The following is a 21,392-nucleotide window of genomic DNA, read 5'->3' on the forward strand; positions in this document are numbered from 1 at the left end:
CCGCAGGCGGCACGGGCACCCGGCACAGCGGGTCCCGCGGGACGCGGGCGCGGCGCCGCGGAGCGGGAGGTACCGGTGAACGCGCCGACGCCCACCCTCGACGCCCGCCTGCGGACCCAGCGCGCCACCGGCGCGCTGCGTCCCCGCCCGCCCGTCGCACGCCGCGGACCGACCGCGGTCCACCAGCTGCTGCTGGCCTTGGTGTGCGCCGCCTACGCCGTCGGTTCCGCCGTCGGCTGGGGCTCGGAGCAACTGGCACTGATCATGGGGGACTTCGGACTCAGCGCGGCGGCCGCGGCCGCCGCGGTCTCCTGTCTCCTGTACGCGCGCGGCCGCCAGGTCCGGTTCCGGCCGGCCTGGCTGCTGTTCGCCCTGTCCTCCACGATGGCGGCCCTGGGCAACCTGGTCTGGGGCTGGTACGAGGTGGTCCTGGGCCGCCCCGTGCCCAGCCCCTCCTACGCCGACCTGTTCTTCCTGTGCTTCGCGCCGCCCGCCATCGTGGGCCTGCTCGTCCTCGCCAAGCGGCCGGTGAACAAGGCGGGCTGGGTCTGCCTGGCCCTCGACGCCTGGCTGATCGGCGGCTCGCTGCTCACCCTGTCGTGGAGCCTCGCGCTCGCGCAGGCCGCCAAGGGCGGCGACCAGGGCGTGGCGCACGCCGCGCTCTCCCTCGCCTACCCGCTGCTCGACATCGCCCTGGTCAGCATGGTGCTGGCGCTGCACTTCCGGCGTTCGGGCACGCACCGCTCGGCCGTCAACACGGCGATCGGCGCCCTCGCCCTGACCGTCATGTGCGACGCCCTGTTCACCTCGCCGCTGCTGCACCACAGCTACCGCTCGGGCCAGCTGCTCGACGCCGGCTGGTTCGCCGGTTCGCTGCTGCTGGCGTACGCCCCGTGGGTGGCGCCCCGGCAGCCCGAGGAACAGCACACCCGCGTGGTGCACGAGCACGTGCCCGGCCAGCGTCCCGCCGGCCACCCGCCGCACGGTCCGGTGCCGCCGGGCGAGCACACCCGCTACCCGGCCACCCGCCCGCTCACCGGCTCGCTGGCCGCCCTCACGCCGTACCTGGCCGCCGCCGTGTGCACGCTGGGGATCCTCTACAACGTGCTCAACGGCCGCAGCGTCGACCGCGTGGTGCTGCTCACCGGCGGCACCGTGGTGCTCGCGCTGGTGATGCGCCAGGGAATCATGCTGCTCGACAACATCACCCTCACCCAGGAGCTGGCGCAGAAGGAGAACCACTTCCGCTCCCTGGTGCAGGGCTCCAGCGACGTCATCATGATCGCCGCGCCCAACGGCATCCTGCGCTACGTCTCACCGGCCGCGGCCGGGGTCTACGGACGCCCCGCCGAGGAACTGGTGGGCTCCGAGCTGGCCGATCTCATCCACCCCGAGGACCTGGGCTGTGTGGTGCACGAGGTGCGCCGCTTCCTCGCCGCCAGCCCCCTGGAGGAGCCCACCACCCGCATCGAGTGCCGTTTCCGCTCCGGCGACGGCGGCTGGCTGAACGTCGAGTCGACCGTCAACCGCCACCACGGCGGGCTGATCTTCAACAGCCGGGACGTCACCGAACGCGTGCGCCTGCAGGCGCAGCTCCAGCACAACGCCGAGCACGACCCGCTCACCGACCTGCCCAACCGGGCGCTGTTCACCAAGCGCGTCCAGCACGCCCTCTCGGGCCGCCGCGCCTCCGACCGGGGCGCCGCCCTGCGCGGCACCGCGGTGCTCTTCATCGACCTGGACGGCTTCAAGGCCGTCAATGACACCATCGGACACCAGGCCGGGGACGAACTCCTCGTGCAGGCCGCCCGCCGGCTCCAGGAGGCGGTCCGCCAGGGCGACACCGCGGCCCGGCTGGGCGGTGACGAGTTCGCGGCCCTGATCGTCGGCGACGGCACCACCCGGGACCGGGCGGCCCGCGAACGCAACATCCTGGAGCTCGCCGACCGCCTCAGGGTGAAGCTGTCGCAGCCGTACGTCATCGACGGCAACGATGTCCGGGTCGCCGCCTCCATCAGCGTCGCCTTCGCCGAGCCCGGCCTCGGCGCGGGCGAGCTGCTGCGCAACGCCGACCTCGCGATGTACCGGGCGAAGTCGGCCGGCAAGGGCCGCGTGGTGCTGTACAAGCCGCAGATGCAGCAGGACGTCGTCCGCAAGGCGGAGCTGGCCACCCGGCTGCGCGCCGCCCTGCACGACGGGGAGTTCACGCTGCTGCACCAGCCCGTGGTCCGGCTCGCGGACGGCCGGATCACGTCGGTCACCGCGCAGGCGCGCTGGCGGTCCTCGCAAGGGGTGCTCTTCACGCCCGCCGAGTTCCTGCGGGTGGCCGAGGACAGCGACAAGGCCGCCGAGCTGGGCCGCTGGATGATCCAGGAGGCCGTCGAGCAGGCCGCCGAACGTGCCGCGAGCGGGCTCGTGGTGCCCGTGGCCGTCCGGACGACCGCCCGCCGCCTGCTGGACCGCTCGATGCCCGTCGGCTCGGTCGAGGCCCTGCTCACCCGGCACGGACTGCCGTCGGGGTCGCTGATCATCGAACTGACCGACATCGATCCGCGCGTCCCGCTGGACGAGCTGGAGCGCCGCCTCAGCCAGCTCAGGCGGCTCGGCGTCCGCGTCGCGCTGGACGGGTTCGGCACCGGCTGCCCGGCCATCACGGCGCTGCGCCGGCTCCCGCTGGACGTGCTGAAGCTCGACCGCGGCCTGGTCGAGGGCGTCGTCGAGTCCGCGCGGCTGCACAAGATCACCAGTGGGCTGCTGCGGATCGCCGGCGACCTCGGGATGCAGTCCGTGGCCGAGGGCGTGGACCTGCCGGAGCAGGTCGCCGCCCTGCGCGCGATGGGCTGCACCCACGGACAGGGCATGGCGTTCTCCGGACCCCTGGACGAGTACCGGCTGCGCCGGGCGCTCGGATCCGGCCATTACCCGGTGCCGCACGCACCGGCCGAGCCGGCTCTGGCGCGCGGCGCGGCGGGGGTGTACACGAGTGGTGTGACCGCCGTCTTCGGAGGCGGGACGGCCCTTCGCTCACATGCTGAGACTCCCGTCCCACCCACTTGACAGTGGGTGCGTGCCGGGGGGAGGGTCAGTGCCATGCGCACCCGAATTCTCGTACTTGGACAGCGCGTCGGCTGAGCTGGGACCCACCGGAGGACGATCCGGAACCCCCAGCGACCTCACCGGCGCGCTCCCCTCGCTTGCCTTCCGGCACGAGGGGTTTTTTGTTGCACAGGCACCTGCCGAACCGCGGTACGACACCGCACAAAACTCGCAAAAACCCTCAGCATCGAGAAGAGAATGCCGATGACCGAGCAGGCCACCGGGGCCCATCATCCGCAGCCGCGGCCCCGTTCCGGAGGACAGCAGCCGACGCCCGTCGAGCACGTCACGGGTGCGCAGTCCCTCATCCGCTCTCTCGAGGAGGTCGGCGCCGACACGGTATTCGGCATTCCCGGCGGGGCCATCCTCCCGGCCTACGACCCGCTGATGGACTCCACCAGGGTGCGCCACGTCCTGGTCCGCCACGAGCAGGGCGCCGGCCACGCGGCCACCGGCTACGCGCAGGCCACCGGCAAGGTCGGCGTCTGCATGGCCACCTCCGGCCCCGGCGCCACCAACCTGGTCACGCCGATCGCGGACGCCCACATGGACTCGGTGCCCCTGGTCGCGATCACCGGCCAGGTGTCCTCCAAGGCGATCGGCACGGACGCCTTCCAGGAGGCGGACATCGTCGGCATCACCATGCCGATCACCAAGCACAACTTCCTCGTCACCAAGGCCGAGGACATCCCGCGGGTGATCGCGGAGGCCTTCCACATCGCCTCCACCGGCCGCCCCGGTCCGGTCCTGGTCGACATCTCCAAGGACGCCCTCCAGGCCCGGACCACCTTCTCCTGGCCGCCCGCCATGGACCTGCCCGGCTACCGCCCGGTGACCAAGCCGCACGCCAAGCAGATCCGCGAGGCCGCCAAGCTGATCACCGCCGCCCGGCGGCCCGTCCTCTACGTCGGCGGCGGCGTCCTGAAGGCCCGGGCCACCGCCGAGCTGAAGGTCCTCGCCGAACTCACCGGAGCACCCGTCACCACCACCCTGATGGCGCTCGGCGCGTTTCCCGACAGCCACCCGCTGCACGTGGGAATGCCGGGCATGCACGGTGCGGTCACCGCCGTCACCGCGCTGCAGAAGGCCGACCTGATCGTCGCCCTCGGCGCCCGCTTCGACGACCGCGTCACCGGCAAGCTGGACAGCTTCGCCCCGTACGCCAAGATCGTCCACGCGGACGTCGACCCGGCCGAGATCGGCAAGAACCGCGCCGCGGACGTGCCGATCGTCGGCGACGCCCGCGAGGTCATCGCCGACCTGATCCACGCCGTCCAGAAGGAGCACAGCGAGGGCCACAAGGGCGACTACACCGCCTGGTGGCACGACCTGAACCGCTGGCGCGAGACCTACCCGCTCGGCTACGACCAGCCCGACGACGGCTCGCTCTCCCCGCAGCAGGTCATCGAGCGGATCGGGCAGCTCTCCCCCGAGGGCACGATCTTCGCCGCGGGCGTCGGCCAGCACCAGATGTGGGCCGCCCACTTCATCAGCTACGAGACGCCCGCGACCTGGCTGAACTCCGGCGGCGCCGGAACCATGGGCTACGCCGTCCCGGCCGCCATGGGCGCCAAGGCCGGCGCGCCCGACAAGACGGTCTGGGCGATCGACGGCGACGGCTGCTTCCAGATGACCAACCAGGAACTGACCACCTGCGCCCTGAACGGCATCCCGATCAAGGTCGCCATCATCAACAACGGCGCCCTCGGCATGGTCCGCCAGTGGCAGACCCTCTTCTACAACCAGCGGTACTCCAACACCGTCCTGCACTCCGGCCCGGAGCACGACGGCAAGGCGCCCGGCCAGGGCACCAGGATCCCCGACTTCGTGAAGCTGTCGGAGGCCATGGGCTGCTACGCGATCCGCTGCGAGGACCCGGCCGACCTCGACAAGGTCATCGAGGAGGCGAACTCGATCAACGACCGTCCGGTCGTCGTCGACTTCATCGTCCACCAGGACGCGATGGTGTGGCCGATGGTGGCCGCCGGCACCTCCAACGACGAGATCATGGCCGCCCGGGACGTCCGCCCCGACTTCGGCGACAACGAAGACGACTGAGCGAGAGAGACCGAAGAGAACATGTCCAAGCACACGCTCTCCGTCCTGGTGGAGAACACGCCCGGCATCCTCGCCCGGATCGCCGCCCTGTTCTCCCGCCGCGGCTTCAACATCGACTCGCTCGCCGTCGGCGTCACCGAGCACCCCGACATCTCCCGCATCACCATCGTGGTGAACGTCGAGGACCTGCCGCTGGAGCAGGTGACCAAGCAGCTCAACAAGCTGGTCAACGTGCTCAAGATCGTCGAGCTGGAGCCGTCGCAGGCCGTCCAGCGCGAACTGGTCCTGGTGAAGGTGCGCGCCGACAACGAGACCCGCTCCCAGATCGTCGAGATCGTCCAGCTGTTCCGCGCCAAGACCGTCGACGTCTCCCCGGAGGCCGTCACCATCGAGGCCACCGGCTCCAGCGACAAGCTGTCCGCCATGCTCAAGATGCTGGAGCCGTACGGCATCAAGGAGCTGGTCCAGTCCGGCACGATCGCGATCGGACGCGGAGCCCGGTCCATCACGGACCGCTCGCTGCGCGCCCTCGACCGCAGCGCCTGATCCGTCCCCCGGCCCGGCCCTCGTACGGCCGATCCCTCGTACGGGCGGCATTCGGCCGAGGACGCCGCCCGTATACCGAGACCCCCGGACTTCCCTTCCCGCCACCGTCATACGGTGGGACGCAACACCTGCACTCAAGGAGAGAACCCAAAGTGGCCGAGCTGTTCTACGACGCCGACGCCGACCTGTCCATCATCCAGGGCCGCAAGGTCGCGGTCATCGGTTACGGCAGCCAGGGCCACGCGCACGCCCTGTCGCTGCGTGACTCGGGTGTCGACGTCCGCGTCGGTCTGCACGAGGGCTCCAAGTCCAAGGCGAAGGCCGAGGAGCAGGGCCTGCGCGTGGTGACCCCGTCCGAGGCCGCCGCCGAGGCCGACGTCATCATGATCCTCGTCCCGGACCCGATCCAGGCGCAGGTCTACGAGGAGCACATCGCGCCCCACCTGAAGGACGGCGACGCGCTGTTCTTCGGCCACGGCTTCAACATCCGCTTCGGCTTCATCAAGCCCCCGGCCGGCGTCGACGTCTGCATGGTCGCCCCGAAGGGCCCGGGCCACCTGGTGCGCCGTCAGTACGAGGAGGGCCGCGGCGTTCCCTGCATCGCGGCCGTCGAGCAGGACGCCACCGGCAACGCCTTCGCGCTGGCCCTGTCGTACGCCAAGGGCATCGGCGGCACCCGCGCCGGCGTCATCAAGACCACCTTCACCGAGGAGACCGAGACCGACCTGTTCGGTGAGCAGGCCGTCCTCTGCGGTGGCACCGCCGCCCTGGTCAAGGCCGGCTTCGAGACGCTGACCGAGGCGGGCTACCAGCCGGAGATCGCCTACTTCGAGTGCCTGCACGAGCTGAAGCTGATCGTGGACCTCATGTACGAGGGCGGCCTGGAGAAGATGCGCTGGTCGATCTCCGAGACCGCCGAGTGGGGCGACTACGTCACCGGCCCGCGGATCATCACCGACGCCACCAAGGCCGAGATGAAGAAGGTCCTCGCCGAGATCCAGGACGGCACGTTCGCCCAGCAGTGGATGGACGAGTACCACGGCGGTCTGAAGAAGTACAACGAGTACAAGCAGCAGGACTCCGAGCACCTGCTGGAGACCACCGGCAAGGAGCTGCGCAAGCTCATGAGCTGGGTGAACGAGGAGGCGTAAGCCTCACCCGAGGGGCTGTCGCCACAAGGCGACAGCCCCTTCGGCGAACCCGGGGCGACGCCGAGGGAAGGCGTTGTCCATCCCGTCCAGCCACGGACGGGTGATCCTTCCGCAGAGGCGCAAGACGACCTCCGCCGCGCCACTAGACTGCAGTTCAACAAACGCGTCAGGCCCACAGCGTCGTGCGTCTTCCACGCGGCTAGCACTTCTTCACCGCCTGCGGCCGTCGGGACGGCCGTCCGCATTGGACATGTGAGGACTCACGTGAGCTCGAAACCCGTCGTACTCATCGCTGAAGAGCTGTCGCCCGCCACCGTCGACGCGCTGGGCCCCGACTTCGAGATCCGCCACTGCAACGGCGCCGACCGGGCGGAGCTGCTCCCGGCCATCGCCGACGTGGACGCGATCCTGATCCGCTCCGCGACCAAGGTGGACGCCGAGGCCATCGCCGCCGCGAACAAGCTGAAGGTCGTCGCACGAGCCGGCGTCGGCCTGGACAACGTGGACGTCTCCGCCGCCACCAAGGCCGGCGTGATGGTCGTCAACGCCCCGACCTCCAACATCGTGACCGCCGCCGAGCTGGCCTGCGGTCTGATCCTGGCCACCGCCCGCAACATCCCGCAGGCCAACGCCGCGCTGAAGAACGGCGAGTGGAAGCGCAGCAAGTACACGGGCGTCGAGCTGGCCGAGAAGACCCTCGGCGTCGTCGGCCTCGGCCGCATCGGCGCACTGGTCGCCCAGCGGATGTCCGCCTTCGGCATGAAGGTCGTCGCCTACGACCCGTACGTGCAGCCCGCGCGTGCCGCGCAGATGGGCGTCAAGGTGCTGTCGCTGGACGAGCTGCTGGAGGTCTCCGACTTCATCACCGTCCACCTGCCCAAGACCCCCGAGACGGTCGGTCTGATCGGCGACGAGGCGCTGCGCAAGGTCAAGCCGAGCGTGCGGATCGTCAACGCCGCGCGCGGCGGGATCGTCGACGAGGAGGCGCTGTACTCCGCCCTCAAGGAGGGCCGGGTCGCCGGCGCCGGTCTCGACGTGTACGCGAAGGAGCCCTGCACGGACTCCCCGCTGTTCGAGTTCGACCAGGTCGTCGCCACCCCGCACCTGGGCGCCTCCACGGACGAGGCCCAGGAGAAGGCCGGTATCGCCGTCGCCAAGTCGGTGCGGCTGGCCCTCGCGGGCGAGCTGGTGCCGGACGCGGTGAACGTCCAGGGCGGCGTCATCGCCGAGGACGTCAAGCCGGGCCTGCCGCTCGCCGAGCGCCTCGGCCGGATCTTCACCGCCCTCGCGGGCGAGGTCGCGGTCCGCCTCGACGTCGAGGTGTACGGCGAGATCACCCAGCACGATGTGAAGGTGCTGGAGCTGTCCGCGCTCAAGGGCGTCTTCGAGGACGTCGTCGACGAGACGGTGTCGTACGTCAACGCCCCGCTGTTCGCCCAGGAGCGCGGGGTCGAGGTGCGCCTGACCACCAGCTCCGAGTCGCCCGACCACCGCAACGTGGTGACGGTGCGCGGCACCCTCGCGGACGGCGAGGAGGTGTCGGTCTCCGGCACGCTGGCCGGTCCCAAGCACCTGCAGAAGATCGTCGCGGTCGGCGAGTACGACGTGGACCTGGCGCTCGCCGACCACATGGTCGTGCTGAAGTACGAGGACCGCCCGGGTGTCGTCGGCACCGTGGGCCGCATCCTCGGCGAGGCGGGCATCAACATCGGCGGCATGCAGGTCGCGCGTGCGGCGGTCGGCGGCGAGGCGCTCGCCGTGCTCACCGTCGACGACACGGTGGCCCCGAACGTGCTGGCGGAGCTGGCGGCGGAGACCGGCGCGACGTCGGCCCGGTCGGTCAACCTCGTCTGAGCCGACCGTCCTCCCGGGGGCGACCGCCCCCGGACCCCCGCTCGGGCCCTGGAACGGGCCTCGTCCCCGGACGCCGGACAAGCCGACACGCTCGGCTCGTCCGGCGTCTCGCCGTCCCGGCCCCCGTTCCGGCCCTGATCGGCCTCGTCCTCACACCGCGGACGCGCTGAACGGCTCCGCCGGCTCGGCGTCCTTCCGCGGCCGGACCCGGCGCAGGGTCACCGCCGCGAGCACCGCCGCGCCCGCGAGCAGCACCGTGCCCGCGACCGCCGCCGCCCGCATGCCGTCGGTGAAGGCCTCCCGCGCCACCGTCGCCAGGGCGTCTCCCGCGCGCCCCGGCAACCGCCCCGCGGCGGCGAGCGCGCCGCCCAGCGTCTCGTGGGCCGGGTCCGGGGCGGACGACGGGATGCCGCGCTGGTACACGGCCGTACCGAGGGCACCGAGGACCGCCATGCCCAGGGCGCCGCCGAACTCGGCGCCGGTCTCCAGCAGCGAGGAGGCGGAGCCCGCGCGATCGGCCGGGGCGGCTGTGATGGCCAGGTCCGTCAGCTGGGACATCACCATGACCATCCCGCAGGCCAGCACGCCGCTCGCGGTCAGCACCAGCGCGAGCGAGTCGGTGCCGGCGAGGGTCAGCAGCGCGTAGCCGCTCGCCGCGACCGCGAAGCCCGCGGCGACCACCCGGCCGCGGGGCACACCCCGCTGGACGAGCGCCGTCGCGGCCGGTGCGGCCAGGCCGATCGGCACGGTGGGCAGCAGCGCCCACAGGGCGGCCTCCATCGCGCTCTTGCCGAGCACCGACTGCAGGTACTGCGTGGTGAAGAGCGCCGAGCCCATCGTCCCGAACGCGGCGAGCAGGTTGAGCAGGACCGCGGGGGCGAAGCCCGGGCCGCGCAGCAGCGCCGGGGAGATCATCGGGTGCGCGGCGGTGCGCTGGCGGTGCACGAACAGCGCCGCGAAGAGCAGCCCGACGGTGATCGCGACCACGTACCGGACGTTCCATCCCTGCGGGGGGATCTCCTTCAGGCCGTACACCACGGGCAGGACCGCGGCCAGCGACAGCGGCACGCTCGGCCAGTCGTACCGTCCGGGAGCGGGGTCGCGGGCCTCGGGCAGCAGGATCGGGCCGAGCACCAGCAGCAGCGCCATCGCGGGCAGGTTGACCAGGAAGACCGAGCCCCACCAGAAGAACTCCACCAGCACACCGCTGAGTACCGAGCCGAGGGCGATGCCGGCCGTCATCACGCCCGACCACAGCGCGATCGCCGTCGCCCGCTGCCGTGGGTCGGGGAACAGCGCGCGGGTCAGGCCCAGCGTCGACGGCATCAGGGTCGCTCCGCCGACGCCGAGCACCGCGCGGGCCGCGATCAGCATTCCGGCGCTGGTGGCGTACGCCGCCACGAGCGAGGCGGCGCCGAACGCGGCGGCGCCGATCAGCAGCAGCCTGCGCCGGCCGATCCGGTCACCGAGCGAGCCCATCGTCATCAGCAGACCGGCCAGCACGAACGCGTAGATGTCGAAGATCCACAGCAGCTGGGTGGCGGTCGGGGCGAGATCCGCGCTGATCGCCGGGATGGCGAAGTAGAGGACGGAGACGTCCATCGACACGAGCAGCAGCGGGAGCATCAGCACGCCGAACGCCGTCCACGCGCGGCGGCCGGCGCGGGGCGGGGAGGGGTGGGGTGTCGTCGTCACGCCGGTGACTATACGCACGTACTAGACGAGCGTCTAGGACGAACGTATGGAACAGCTGTATAAAGCCCGTGTCTGGGACGCCTGTCTAGAGCGGCGTTAGCCTGGCCGCATGGGACACCGCGAAGATCTGCTCGAGGGCGCCAAGCGCTGCCTGCTCGCCAAGGGGTTCGTGCGCACGACGGCACGGGACATCGTCAAGGAGTCGGGGACGAACCTGGCGTCCATCGGCTACCACTACGGCTCGAAGGACGCGCTGCTCGCGCAGGCCTATATCGCCCTGGTCGAAGCGATGGGCGACACCTTCGACGGCGGTGGCGGACTGCGCGGCGAGCCGGGCTCGCTGGAACGCTTCCGGGAGGTCTGGTCCAACATCATCTCCACCATGCGGGACCCCGGCTCGATCTGGCACCTGAGCATGGAGATCGTCGTGATGGGCGACCAACTCCCCGAAGTCCGCGACCACTTGGTCCGGGCGCAGCGTGAAGCCGGACGCGGGCTGGTCCCGCTGCTGATGGGCGGCACCGAGGACGACGTCACCGACGAGGTCGCGGACACCGTGGGAGTCTTCCTGACCACCCTGATGACGGGCCTCATCGCCCAGTGGACCTTCGACCCGAAGAGCGCCCCCGACGCGGACCGGCTGACGGAGGGGTTGCGGCGGGTGATCGAGACGGCTACGACGCGCTGATCCGCCCGTCCCGCATCTCCAGCACCCGGTCCGCGAAGTGCCGTACGACGGCCTGGTCGTGGCAGATGAAGAGGTAGCCGAGGCCGAGGTCGTCCTGGAGGTCCGCGAGGAGGTTCAGGACGCCGGCCCGCACGGACGGGTCGAGGGCGGAGACCGGCTCGTCGAGGACGAGGAGGCGGGGGTCGGAGGCGAGGGCGCGGGCGATGCCGGCGCGCTGGCACTGGCCGCCGGAGAGTTCGTGCGGGCGGCGGTCTCCGCAGGACGGGTCGAGGCCGACGCGGTCGAGCAGTTCGGCGACGCGGGCGGGGCCGTCGGCGGTGCTCCAGCGGCCCTGGACCTTCAGGGGTTCGGCGATCGCGTCGCGGATGCGGTGGCGGGGGCTCAGCGAGCCGTGGGGGTCCTGGAAGACGGGCTGCATGCGCGGGCGCAGGGGACGCAGTTCGCGGTCCGTCAGCGTGGTCAGGTCGCGGCCCTCGAAGCGGACCTCGCCCGCGTCGGGCCGGCGCAGCTGGAGCACGGCCGTCGCGGTGGACGACTTGCCGCAGCCCGAGGGGCCGTTGAGGGCCAGGGTCTCGCCCGCCGCGAGGGTGAAGGAGACGCCGTCGACGGCCGTCACCGCGCCGTAGCGGACGACGAGGCCGCGGACGTCCAGCAGGGGGTGGCTCATGCGTTCTCCCTCGTCTCGGACAACACCGCGGCCGGGTGCGGGACTTCCTCCGCGCGGTGGCAGGCGACCAGGCGTCCGTCCAGGGGGCGGGGTTCGGGTTCGAACGTACGGCAGACCGCCGCGGCCAGCGGGCAGCGCGGGGCGAAGGCGCAGCCCGCGGGGAGGGCGCCCGGCGTGGGCGGGGTGCCCGGCAGCGCGGGGAGGCGGCGGCGCCGGGGGCCGTCGTCCGGGGGGAGCGAGGCGAGCAGGCCCGCGGTGTAGGGGGCGCGCGGGCGGGCCAGCACCTCGCCGGCGGGGCCGTATTCGGCGGCCCGGCCCGCGTACAGGACGAGGACGCGGTCCGCGTGGAGGCGTACGGCGTCCAGGTCGTGGGTGACGAGGACGAGGGCCGCGCCGACCGCCTCGCGCCGCTCGGTCAGGACGCGCAGCACCTGCTCCCGGCGGCCGGGGTCGAGGGCGGTGGTGGGCTCGTCGGCGACGACGATGTCCGGCTCGTTGACCGTGGCCATCGCGATGACCGCGCGCTGCCGCATACCGCCGGAGAACTCGTGCGGGTAGGCGCGGGCGCGGCGGGCGGCGTCCGGGATGCCCACCCGGTCGAGCGCGGCCACCGCGCGGGCGCGGGCCTCGGCGCGGGGGACCCGGTGCACCGACCGGACGGCGGCGGCGAGCTGGTCGCCGACCGGGTGCACGGGGGAGAGCGCGGAGAGCGCGTCCTGCGGGATCAGGGCGATGCGGCGGCCGCGCGCGGACGACAGGTCGGGGCCGACCGTCCCGGCGGTGGCCGCCTCGCGGGGCAGCATGCCGAGCAGCGCCCGCGCGGTCAGCGACTTCCCGGCGCCGGACTCGCCGACCACGGCGAGCACCTCGCCCGCGCGCACGTCGAAGGAGAGGCCGCGCACGACCTCCACCCCGGCGAAGGAGATCCGCAGGTCGCGGACCGAGAGCAGGACTTCAGCGGACACCGGCGGGTGCCTCCTTCCCCCGGGGGATCCGGGTTCCTCGCGCGTACGCCGCACCGGAGACCGCGAGCGCCGCCAGCAGCGCCAGCGCGACCGCCGGGGCGAGCGCGGCCCAGGGGGCGCGCTCCACGTAGGCGCGCGACTCGTCGAGCAGCAGGCCCCACTCCGGGGCGGGCGGCTGGGCGCCCAGGCCGAGGAAGCCGAGCGAGGCCAGCGCGAGGGCGATGCCGGGCAGCCGCAGCAGGGCGTGCCGGGAGACCGGGGCGGCCACCGACGGCAGGACGTGCCGGGTGAGGATCCACCAGGGGGACGCGCCGATCGCCCGCTGGGCCGTGAGGAACGCGGACGCCCGCACCTCCTGCGTCAGCGCCGCCGCGTGCGCGGCCAGGGGCGGCCAGGAGATCAGCCCGACCGCGAGGGCCGCGCCGCCGGTGCCGGGCCCGGCCGCCGCGGCGACCAGGATGCCGACGATGACCGGGGGCAGCGCGTTGGCGATGTCCGCCGCGCCCGCGGCGACGCGGGGCAGGAAGCCGAGCGCCAGCCCGGCCGCCAGGCTCAGCAGGCCGACGGCCGCCGCGGTGCCGACCGTCGGGGCGGCGCCGTGCCCGAGCCGGGCGAGCACGTCCCGGCCGAGGCCGTCGGTGCCCAGCGGGTGCGCCCAGGACGGCGCGGCCAGGCGGGCGGTGGTGTGCACGGCGTACGGGTCGCGCAGCAGGCCCCAGCCGATGGCCACGGCGAGCACCGCGAACAGCGCGAGCGGCACGGCGGGGTGGACGCGGACCGGGCGGGCCGGGGGCAGGACGAGTCCGGCGTCGCGCAGCGCGGGTCCCGGCAGCCGGCGCCGGAGCAGGGCGGCGAGCGCGCCGGTGAGCAGGCCGAGCAGCAGCAGCGCCAGCACGGCGCCCTGGAGCAGCGGCAGGTCCTGCGACTTGGCCGCGCCCAGCGCCGTACGGCCGATGCCGGGCACCGCGAACACCGTCTCCACCGCGACCGCGCCGCCGGTCAGGCCGACCGCCGCCATCCCGAACTGCGGGACGAGCGGCGGCAGGACGCGCCGCAGGGCCGCCGCGGCGATCCGGGCGCGGCCGACCCCCGCGCCGCGCCACAGCTCCACCCAGCGTTCGTCGAGCACGGCGGGCAGGGCGTCCGCGACCAGGCGGCCGAGCAGTCCGCCCGCGGGGACGCCGAGCGCGAGCGCGGGAAGGATCATGTACCGCGGTCCCTGCCAGCCCGAGGTCGGCAGCGCGCCCAGCCACACGCCGCCCACCAGCAGGGCGACGGTGGCCAGCAGGAACTCGGGCAGGGCGGCCGGCACCGCGGCCAGGCCGCCCGCCGAGCCCCGGCCGCGCACCAGCACGGGCGCGGTCAGTGCGGCGGCCAGCAGGAGCGCGACGGCGAGGGCGGCGCCCATCAGGCCCAGCGACACCTGGAGGCCGGCCGTCACGGCGGGCAGCACCTCGGTGCCCGAGACCCAGGAGGTGCCGAGGTCGCCGCGGAGCAGCCCGCCGGCCCAGTCGCCGAGCAGGGCGAGCGGCCCGGCGTCCAGCCCGAGGTCGCGGCGTACGGCGTCCAGGGCCTCCCGCGTCGGTTCCTGCTCGGCGGAGCGGGCCCGCAGCACGGTCAGCGCGGGGTCGCGGCCGGAGAGCCAGGGCAGCAGGCCGACGGCGGCGACGACGGCGGCCAGGCAGACCAGGCGGGTCGCTCCGGCGGGGCCTGCCAGCCGCTGTGCGACACGCCTCACTTGACGTAGGTGTCGGCGGTGACCAGCTCGCGCTCGCGCGGGTCGTGGGCGGCGTCCACCACGCCCGCGGCGTCGCCCTGGATGACCCGCTCGTGAAGCATGGGCACGGCCGCGTCGGTGCGCAGCACGGCGGCCTCGGCGGCGACGACGGCCTTGCGGCGGGCCTCGCCGGTCGCGGTGGCGGCGGCCTCGGCGAGGGCCTTGTCGACGGCCGGGTCGGCGAGCTGGGCGATGTTGAAGGAGCCGTCGGAGGCGAAGTCGCTGTAGAGGTAGGCGGCCGGGTCGCCGGAGTCGAGGACGGTGGCGCGGGAGAGGACGAACGCGTCGAACTCGCCGGCGAGCGCGTCGGATTCGATGTTGGCGTACTCGCGTACGTCCAGCTTCACCCGGAACCCGGCCTTCTCGAGCTGCTGCTGCAGCGTCGCGGCGACCTCGGGCAGTTCGGCGCGGTCGGTGAAGGTGCCGATGGTGATGCTCGCGCCGTCCGGGGCGCCGGCCTCGGTGCGCCGGACGGGCTCGCGCAGGCCGGCCGCCCACGGCAGGGCGGGCCCGAGCAGGCCGTGCGCGAGGTCGGCGCGGCCCTCGTAGACGCCCTTGACGATCGACTCGGCGTCGATGGCCTCGCGGGCGGCGGCGCGCATCGCGGGGTCCTCGAAGACGCCCTTGTCGGTGTTGAGGTAGAGGGTGTTGGTGCGCGGCATGGGGACCTCGGTGACCAGGTCCGGGTCGAGCAGCGCGGCCTGGGAGACCGGCACCGCCTCGACGATGTCGGCCTCGCCGCTGCGCAGGGCGGCGGCGCGGGCGGTGCCGTCGGGCACGAACCGCACGTCGATGCCGGGGGCCTTGGCCTTGCCGCCCCAGTAGTCGTCGTAGCGGTCGAGGGAGGCGGAGGAGGTACCGTTCACCTCGGTCAGCTCGAAGGGGCCGGTGCCGGCGCCGACCGGGTTCACGGTCTTGCCGCGGTACGCCTTCGCCGCGAGGATCGACAGCTGCGGGGAGCTGAGCCGCTGCGGGAGCAGGGGGTCCTCGGTGGCGGTGCTGACGACGACCTTGTCCCCGTCGGCCTTCGCGGTCAGGTCGACGCCGTCGAGGATGCGGGGCTTGGGGGCGGCTTCGGCGGCGCGGGTGAGGGAGTTGACGACGGCCCGCGCGGTCAGTTCGGTGCCGTCGTGGAAGGTGACGCCGTCGCGGATCGTGAAGGTCCAGCTGCGGCCGTTCTGCTTCCACTCGGTGGCCAGTGCGGGTTCGGCGTCGCCGTCCTCGTCGAGGGTCACCAGCGTCTCGGCGGTCGACCAGCGCGAGAGCTTGAACGCGTCGTCGGAGAGCGGGGACAGGCCCGAGCGCGGGGGCTGCATCATCGCGACGCGGACGCGCTTGCCCTCGGCGGCCGCGCCGGTGGCGTCGGGCGCGGCGAAGCAGCCGGTGAGCAGGGCGGGGGCCGCTATGGCCGCGGTGAGGGGGAGCAGGCGGACGGGGACGCGCACAGGTCACTCCGGGTAAAGGGGTGGTCAAAGGTTGAACGCCGGACGACCGTAGCATGATGACAATCATTTCCAATAATCGCGACCGCGGCCCGTGCCTCTCGGGTCGTGGGCCGGTGCCCTCGGCCATGGGCCGGCGCCTTGCGGGCCATGGCCAGGTGCCTCTCGTGCCCCGCGCGCCCGCTCGATCGTTCCCACGGCGACCGAGTCGACGAAGGCGAGAGGCGGACCGACATGACGGGACTGTGCATCGGCGTGGTGGTGCCGCGCACCGGGCGGCTGGCACCACTGGGCGAGCCGCTGGCGTACGTGCTGGAGCGGCTGGCGCCCCGGCTGACCCGGCTGCGCGCGCGGGGCCGCAGCCACCCGCTGCGGATCGCCGTCCGCGACAGCCGCTCCGACGCGGCGACGGCCCGCGGCGCCGTGCGCGAACTCGCCGAGCGGGAACGGGCGAACATCGTGCTCACCATGGCCGGTACCCAGGTCCTGCCCGCCGTCACCGACGCCTGCGAGGAGCTGGGCGTGCCCTGCGTGTCGACGACCTTCCCCTGGCAGGCGTACGGCTACGCCCGCGGCGGCGATCCGCGGCGCGCCTTCCGGTGGACGTACCACTTCGCCTGGGGCCTGGACGACATCGCGGACGTCTTCGCCGACCTGTGGGAACGGCTGCCCGGCGCCGAGGGGCCGGAGCGGACCGTCGGCTGCCTGTGGAACGACGACCTGCAGGGACGGCTGCTGCGCGATGAGGGATTCGGCTTCGTCCCCGCCGCCCGCGCCCGCGGGCACCGGCTGGTCGACCCCGGCCCGTACCCGGAGCCGGCCGGGGACCTGACCGCATGGGTCACCCGGCTGCGCGAGGCCGGCGCCCCCATCGTCACCAGCGCAGCCACCGCCGCCGACCTCGCCCGCTACCACCGCCAGGCCCGCGGGGCCGGCGCCCGGCCCCGGCTGATCACCTGCTCCCGCTGGCTGACCTACCCGCACACGGCCACCGCCGCCGACCGGCGCGTCCACGACGAACTGGCCGGCGCGCGCGTCGCCACGCTCGTCTACTGGTCACCCGGCCACCCGCACCGCTCCAGCCTCGACGGCACCACCTGCGCCGAACTGGCCGGCGCCTACCAGGAGACGACCGGCCGCCCCTGGCTCCAACCCCTCGGCCTGGCCCACGCCCTCGTCGAGACCGCCCACCACGCCCTGTCCGCGGCCCCCGACCCCACCGACCGCGCCGCCGTCGCCGCCACCCTGTCCCGCACCCGCCTCACCACCATCGCGGGCCGCCTCGACTGGACCGCGGGCCCCACCCCGAACATCGCCCTGCTCCCCCTGGCGGGCGGCCAGTGGCACTCCGGCCCGAAGGGCCCGCGCCTGGAGATCGTCACCAACACGCGCACACCGGAGGTGCCCGTCACGGCGGACCTGGTGCCGGCAGCCTGATCCCGGAAGCGGTCCGCCGGGGCGCTGTCCCTGCGGTCCGCCGGGCCGCTGCCCCTGCGCAACGCCCCCTACAGCCGCGCCGCCTTCAGCGCCATGTGCAGCAGCAGCCGGTCCTCCCCGTCGTCCAGGTCCAGGCCCGTCAGCTGCTCCACGCGGGACAGCCGGTAGTAGAGGGTCTGGCGGTGGATGCCCAGCTCGGCGGCGGTGCGGCCGGCCTGGCCCGCGCGGTCGAGGTAGGTCTCGGCGGTACGGGCCAGCTCGCGGTGGGCGGGGGAGAGGAGGGGGGCGACGACGGGATCGCGGACGGCCTCCGGGGGAAGCGCGGTGAGCAGGCGGTACGGGCCGACGCGCGCCCACTCGGCGACCGGGCCGAGCCGGGGCTCCGCGAGGGCGGCGCGGGCGGCGGCCGAGGCCTCCTGCCACGAGGTGCCCAGCTCGGCCAGCCCGGCGCGCGGCTCGCTCACCCCGGCCGCGCGGGCGCCCTCCCGCAGCAGCCGGGACGCCGTGGTCAGCGCGGGCGCGGTGACGTCCGTCGAGCGCAGCCGGACCAGCGCCGCGAGGCTCTGCCCGGTGGTGCCCCAGGGCACCGTGCACAGGGCGGTGGTGTGCGGGACGGCCCGCGCGGAGGGCGCGTCGTCCGGGTCCGGGGACGGCCAGGGCGCCACGCACACCACCGCGTGCGGGCCGTCGCCGCGCGGCCCCAGCGCGGTGCGCAGCGCGGCCACCGCCATGTCCCGCTGCCAGCCCCGCTCGGCGGTCAGCACCGCCCGCAGCTCCCGGGTCAGGTCGGCGCCGTGCTGCGCCTCGTCGGCGAGCAGCGCGCCGATCCGCCCGGTCACCTCCATGGCGGCGGCCAGCTGCCGCTCGGTCGGGCCGGGCTCGTCCTCCAGCAGCCAGACGTAGCCGAGGACGACACCCCGATGGCGTACCGGGAGGCAGATGCGCCCCCGGTAGACCCCGGCCTCCGGGCTCGCCGGGATGCGGACCGGGCCGGTCGCGCGGGTGATGCCGAACCCCTCGAACCAGGCGCGGACGGCCGCCGTGGAGCGCCGGGTGAGGATCGAGCGGGTGCGGACCGGGTCCAGCGCGGAGGGGTCCAGCTCGCCCTCGCTGTCGTAGGCCCCGAAGGCGATCAGCTCGAAATCGCGGTTCTCCAGCGTCGCCGGGGCGCCCAGCAGCTCGGAGATCTCGTCGACCAGCTCCTGGTAGTCACCCTTGTAATCCGACGTCACCCGGGCATTCTGCCGCATATCCGCGACGCCCTCATACATCTGTCTGAGATCTCCGGCACGGATGCGTGACAGCTGTCGATGGCCGACGATCGGAGGGATCCTTAGGTTTCACGGTGGTTCTCCGTGCCGTACCCGAATCGTCGGGTAATGGCCGATGGTTGGCAGTATGTGGAGGTGCCCCGTGCTGGGTCCCGTGATTCTCGCCGCGTCGCGCAGCGACCGGATGCGACGCCTGATCTCGGCGGCGCCGGTGACCAAGCAGGTCGTCGACCGCTTCATCCCCGGTGAGACCGTCGACGACATCGTCCCGATCATCGAGGACCTCACGGCCAAGGGCCTGGAGCTGACGATGGACGTCGTCGGCGAGGACATCACCACCCCGGAGCAGGCCGGCGCCGCCCGCGACGCCTACCTGGAGCTGATCGAGCGGATCAAGCCGCTGGAGCTGGGCGAGCGCGTCGAGATGTCCGTGAAGCTGTCGATGTTCGGCCAGGCGCTGGACGGCGGCCACGAACTCGCGCTGGAGAACGTCCGCCCGGTCGTCGAGGCCGCCGCCGCCATCGGGACCACCGTCACGCTCGACGCCGAGGACCACACCACCCTCGACTCGATGTTCGCCATCCACGACGAGCTGCGGAAGGACTTCCCGCAGACCGGCTGCGTCATCCAGGCCTACCTCTTCCGCACCGAGGCCGACGCCCGCCGCCTCGCCGCGAACGGCAGCCGGGTGCGGATCGTGAAGGGCGCCTACAAGGAGCCCGCGTCCGTCGCGTACCAGGACAAGCACGAGATCGACAAGGCGTACGTCCGCATCCTGAAGATCCTGATGGAGGGCGAGGGCTACCCGATGATCGGGTCCCACGACCCGCGGCTGATCGCCATCGCCCAGGAGCTGGCCCACCAGGCCGGCCGCAAGCTGGACGAGTACGAGTTCCAGATGCTCTACGGCATCCGCGGCGACGAGCACCTGCGCCTGGCCGCCGAGGGCCACCGGATGCGCGTCTACACCGCCTACGGCACCGACTGGTACGGCTACTTCATGCGCCGCCTCGCGGAGAAGCCCGCCAACCTGCGCTTCTTCCTCCGCTCGATGGTCAGCAAGGGCTAACCCGAACACCCGCTCACGTACAAGGAGTTACGGATCTCATGGACGCTGTGACCCAGGTCCCCACCCCCGTCAACGAGCCGGTGCACGGCTACGCCCCCGGCTCGCCCGAGCGCGCCCGCCTGGAGGTCAAGCTCAAGGAGCTGGCCGAGAACCCGATCGACCTGCCCTGCACGATCGGCGGCGTCAAGCGGATGGGCGGCGGCGAGGCCTTCCAGGTCGTCCAGCCGCACAACCACAAGGCCGTCCTCGGCACCTACCGCAACGCCACCAGGCAGGACGCCCAGGACGCCATCGACGCGGCCCTCGCCGCGGCCCCGGCCTGGCGCGCGATGTCCTTCGACGACCGCGCGGCGATCCTCCTGCGCGCCGCCGAGCTGCTGGCCGGCCCGTGGCGCGAGACCATGGCCGCCTCCACCATGCTGGGCCAGTCCAAGACCGCCCAGCAGGCCGAGATCGACACCCCCTGCGAGCTGGTCGACTTCTGGCGCTTCAACGTCCACTACGCCCGCCAGATCCTCGCCGAGCAGCCCCCGGCGAACTCCCCGGGCGTGTGGAACCGCCTGGACCACCGCCCGCTGGAGGGCTTCGTCTACGCGATCACGCCGTTCAACTTCACGGCCATCGCGGGCAACCTGCCCACCGCCCCGGCCCTCATGGGCAACGTCGTCGTGTGGAAGCCGTCCCCGACGCAGACCCACGCCGCCGTGCTGCTGATGCAGCTGCTGGAGGAGGCCGGTCTGCCCAAGGGCGTGATCAACCTGGTCACCGGCGACGGCCTGGAGGTCTCCGAGGTCGCCCTGAACCACCGCGACCTGGCCGGCATCCACTTCACCGGCTCCACCAAGACCTTCCAGTACCTGTGGAAGACGGTCGGCCAGAACATCGAGAAGTACCGCTCCTACCCGCGCCTCGTCGGGGAGACCGGCGGCAAGGACTTCCTCGTCGCCCACCCGTCGGCCGACCGCGCGGTCCTCAAGACCGCCCTGACCCGCGGCGCCTTCGAGTACCAGGGCCAGAAGTGCTCGGCGACCTCCCGCGCCTACATCCCGGCGTCCATCTGGAACGACGGCTTCAAGGAGGAGTTCGCCGCCGAGGTCGACTACCTCACCATGGGTGACGTCACCGACCTGTCGAACTTCATCGGCGCCGTCATCGACGAGCGCGCCTTCGCCAAGAACAAGGCCGCCATCGACCGCGCCAAGAACGACCCGGCCTGCACGATCGTCGCGGGCGGCAGCTACGACGACTCGGTGGGCTATTTCGTCCGCCCGACCGTCATCGAGTGCACCGACCCGGAGAACGAGGTCTTCACCACCGAGTACTTCGGCCCGATCCTCGCCGTGTACGTCTACGAGGACGACAAGTACGACGAGATGCTGACCCAGATGGAGTCCGTCTCCGACTACGCCCTCACCGGCTCCGTCATCGCCAACGACCGCGCGGCGGCCGCGTACACCATGGAGAAGCTGCGCTACGCCGCGGGCAACTTCTACATCAACGACAAGTCGACCGGCGCCGTCGTCGGCCAGCAGCCCTTCGGCGGCGGCCGCGCCTCCGGCACCAACGACAAGGCCGGCGCCCCGCAGAACCTGCAGCGCTGGACCCTGACCCGCGCCATCAAGGAGACCCTGGTCCCGCCGACCGACTACACCTACCCGCACATGGGCTGACACCCC

Annotated in this window: 15 protein-coding genes; 9 read left to right on the forward strand and 6 right to left on the reverse strand. The window is 73.1% G+C overall.

Annotated features, from left to right (window positions below):
- Window positions 1-75 precede the first annotated feature (75 nt).
- The 5 genes from G7Z13_RS24745 to serA all read left to right on the forward strand — a co-directional run bounded on the left by G7Z13_RS24745 (window position 76) and on the right by serA (window position 8,705).
- A complete protein-coding gene (locus G7Z13_RS24745) occupies window positions 76-3,057 on the forward strand; it encodes an EAL domain-containing protein (protein ID WP_166002430.1) in 2,982 nt (993 codons plus the stop codon).
- A gap of 243 nt (window positions 3,058-3,300) precedes the next feature.
- Window positions 3,301-5,154 (forward strand): acetolactate synthase large subunit, encoded by a 1,854-nt coding sequence (locus G7Z13_RS24750; RefSeq protein WP_206313140.1) that lies wholly within the window; start codon window positions 3,301-3,303, stop codon window positions 5,152-5,154.
- A gap of 21 nt (window positions 5,155-5,175) precedes the next feature.
- The gene (ilvN, locus tag G7Z13_RS24755; RefSeq protein WP_166002432.1) at window positions 5,176-5,700 is read left to right on the forward strand and encodes an acetolactate synthase small subunit; all 525 of its coding nucleotides are present in this window, start codon (window positions 5,176-5,178) and stop codon (window positions 5,698-5,700) included.
- Window positions 5,701-5,852: 152 nt separating this feature from the next.
- The gene (ilvC, locus tag G7Z13_RS24760) at window positions 5,853-6,851 is read left to right on the forward strand and encodes a ketol-acid reductoisomerase (RefSeq protein WP_166002433.1); all 999 of its coding nucleotides are present in this window, start codon (window positions 5,853-5,855) and stop codon (window positions 6,849-6,851) included.
- 264 nt (window positions 6,852-7,115) lie between these two features.
- The gene (gene serA, locus G7Z13_RS24765; RefSeq protein WP_166002434.1) at window positions 7,116-8,705 is read left to right on the forward strand and encodes a phosphoglycerate dehydrogenase; all 1,590 of its coding nucleotides are present in this window, start codon (window positions 7,116-7,118) and stop codon (window positions 8,703-8,705) included.
- A 150-nt stretch (window positions 8,706-8,855) separates the two neighbouring features.
- Here the strand turns inward: serA and G7Z13_RS24770 are convergent, their stop codons facing one another.
- Window positions 8,856-10,331, reverse strand: coding sequence for an MFS transporter (locus G7Z13_RS24770; RefSeq protein WP_166005269.1), 1,476 nt, complete (start codon window positions 10,329-10,331; stop codon window positions 8,856-8,858).
- A gap of 178 nt (window positions 10,332-10,509) precedes the next feature.
- Here G7Z13_RS24770 and G7Z13_RS24775 point away from each other — a divergent pair, with 178 nt between their 5' ends.
- The gene (locus G7Z13_RS24775) at window positions 10,510-11,088 is read left to right on the forward strand and encodes a TetR/AcrR family transcriptional regulator (RefSeq protein ID WP_166002435.1); all 579 of its coding nucleotides are present in this window, start codon (window positions 10,510-10,512) and stop codon (window positions 11,086-11,088) included.
- Here G7Z13_RS24775 and G7Z13_RS24780 read toward each other — a convergent pair.
- From G7Z13_RS24780 to G7Z13_RS24795, 4 genes are read right to left on the reverse strand one after another with little or no spacing between them, the layout of a single operon-like run.
- Window positions 11,075-11,755 (reverse strand): dipeptide/oligopeptide/nickel ABC transporter ATP-binding protein, encoded by a 681-nt coding sequence (locus tag G7Z13_RS24780; RefSeq protein ID WP_166002436.1) that lies wholly within the window; start codon window positions 11,753-11,755, stop codon window positions 11,075-11,077. The genes G7Z13_RS24775 and G7Z13_RS24780 overlap by 14 nt on opposite strands.
- Window positions 11,752-12,720 (reverse strand): ABC transporter ATP-binding protein, encoded by a 969-nt coding sequence (locus tag G7Z13_RS24785; protein ID WP_166002437.1) that lies wholly within the window; start codon window positions 12,718-12,720, stop codon window positions 11,752-11,754. Before G7Z13_RS24785 ends, G7Z13_RS24780 begins: the two co-directional genes overlap by 4 nt.
- Complete coding sequence (locus tag G7Z13_RS24790; protein WP_166002438.1) at window positions 12,710-14,458, reverse strand: ABC transporter permease subunit; 1,749 nt, start codon at window positions 14,456-14,458, stop codon at window positions 12,710-12,712. The genes G7Z13_RS24785 and G7Z13_RS24790 overlap by 11 nt, the downstream gene beginning before the upstream one ends.
- Window positions 14,455-15,942: an ABC transporter substrate-binding protein gene (locus G7Z13_RS24795; protein WP_166002439.1), complete on the reverse strand. Its 1,488-nt coding sequence runs from the start codon at window positions 15,940-15,942 to the stop codon at window positions 14,455-14,457. Before G7Z13_RS24795 ends, G7Z13_RS24790 begins: the two co-directional genes overlap by 4 nt.
- 231 nt (window positions 15,943-16,173) lie before the next feature.
- On the opposite strand from G7Z13_RS24795, the gene G7Z13_RS24800 reads away from it, so the two are divergent.
- Window positions 16,174-17,376 (forward strand): ABC transporter substrate-binding protein, encoded by a 1,203-nt coding sequence (locus tag G7Z13_RS24800; RefSeq protein ID WP_166002440.1) that lies wholly within the window; start codon window positions 16,174-16,176, stop codon window positions 17,374-17,376.
- Window positions 17,377-17,444: 68 nt separating this feature from the next.
- Here the strand turns inward: G7Z13_RS24800 and G7Z13_RS24805 are convergent, their stop codons facing one another.
- A complete protein-coding gene (locus tag G7Z13_RS24805) occupies window positions 17,445-18,647 on the reverse strand; it encodes a helix-turn-helix domain-containing protein (protein ID WP_206313141.1) in 1,203 nt (400 codons plus the stop codon).
- Window positions 18,648-18,789: 142 nt separating this feature from the next.
- On the opposite strand from G7Z13_RS24805, the gene G7Z13_RS24810 reads away from it, so the two are divergent.
- Complete coding sequence (locus G7Z13_RS24810) at window positions 18,790-19,716, forward strand: proline dehydrogenase family protein (RefSeq protein ID WP_166002442.1); 927 nt, start codon at window positions 18,790-18,792, stop codon at window positions 19,714-19,716.
- A gap of 38 nt (window positions 19,717-19,754) precedes the next feature.
- A complete protein-coding gene (pruA, locus tag G7Z13_RS24815) occupies window positions 19,755-21,386 on the forward strand; it encodes an L-glutamate gamma-semialdehyde dehydrogenase (RefSeq protein WP_166002443.1) in 1,632 nt (543 codons plus the stop codon).
- Window positions 21,387-21,392: the final 6 nt, after the last annotated feature.

It is taken from the genome of Streptomyces sp. JB150 (assembly GCF_011193355.1).
In the GTDB taxonomy this organism is placed as follows: domain Bacteria; phylum Actinomycetota; class Actinomycetes; order Streptomycetales; family Streptomycetaceae; genus Streptomyces.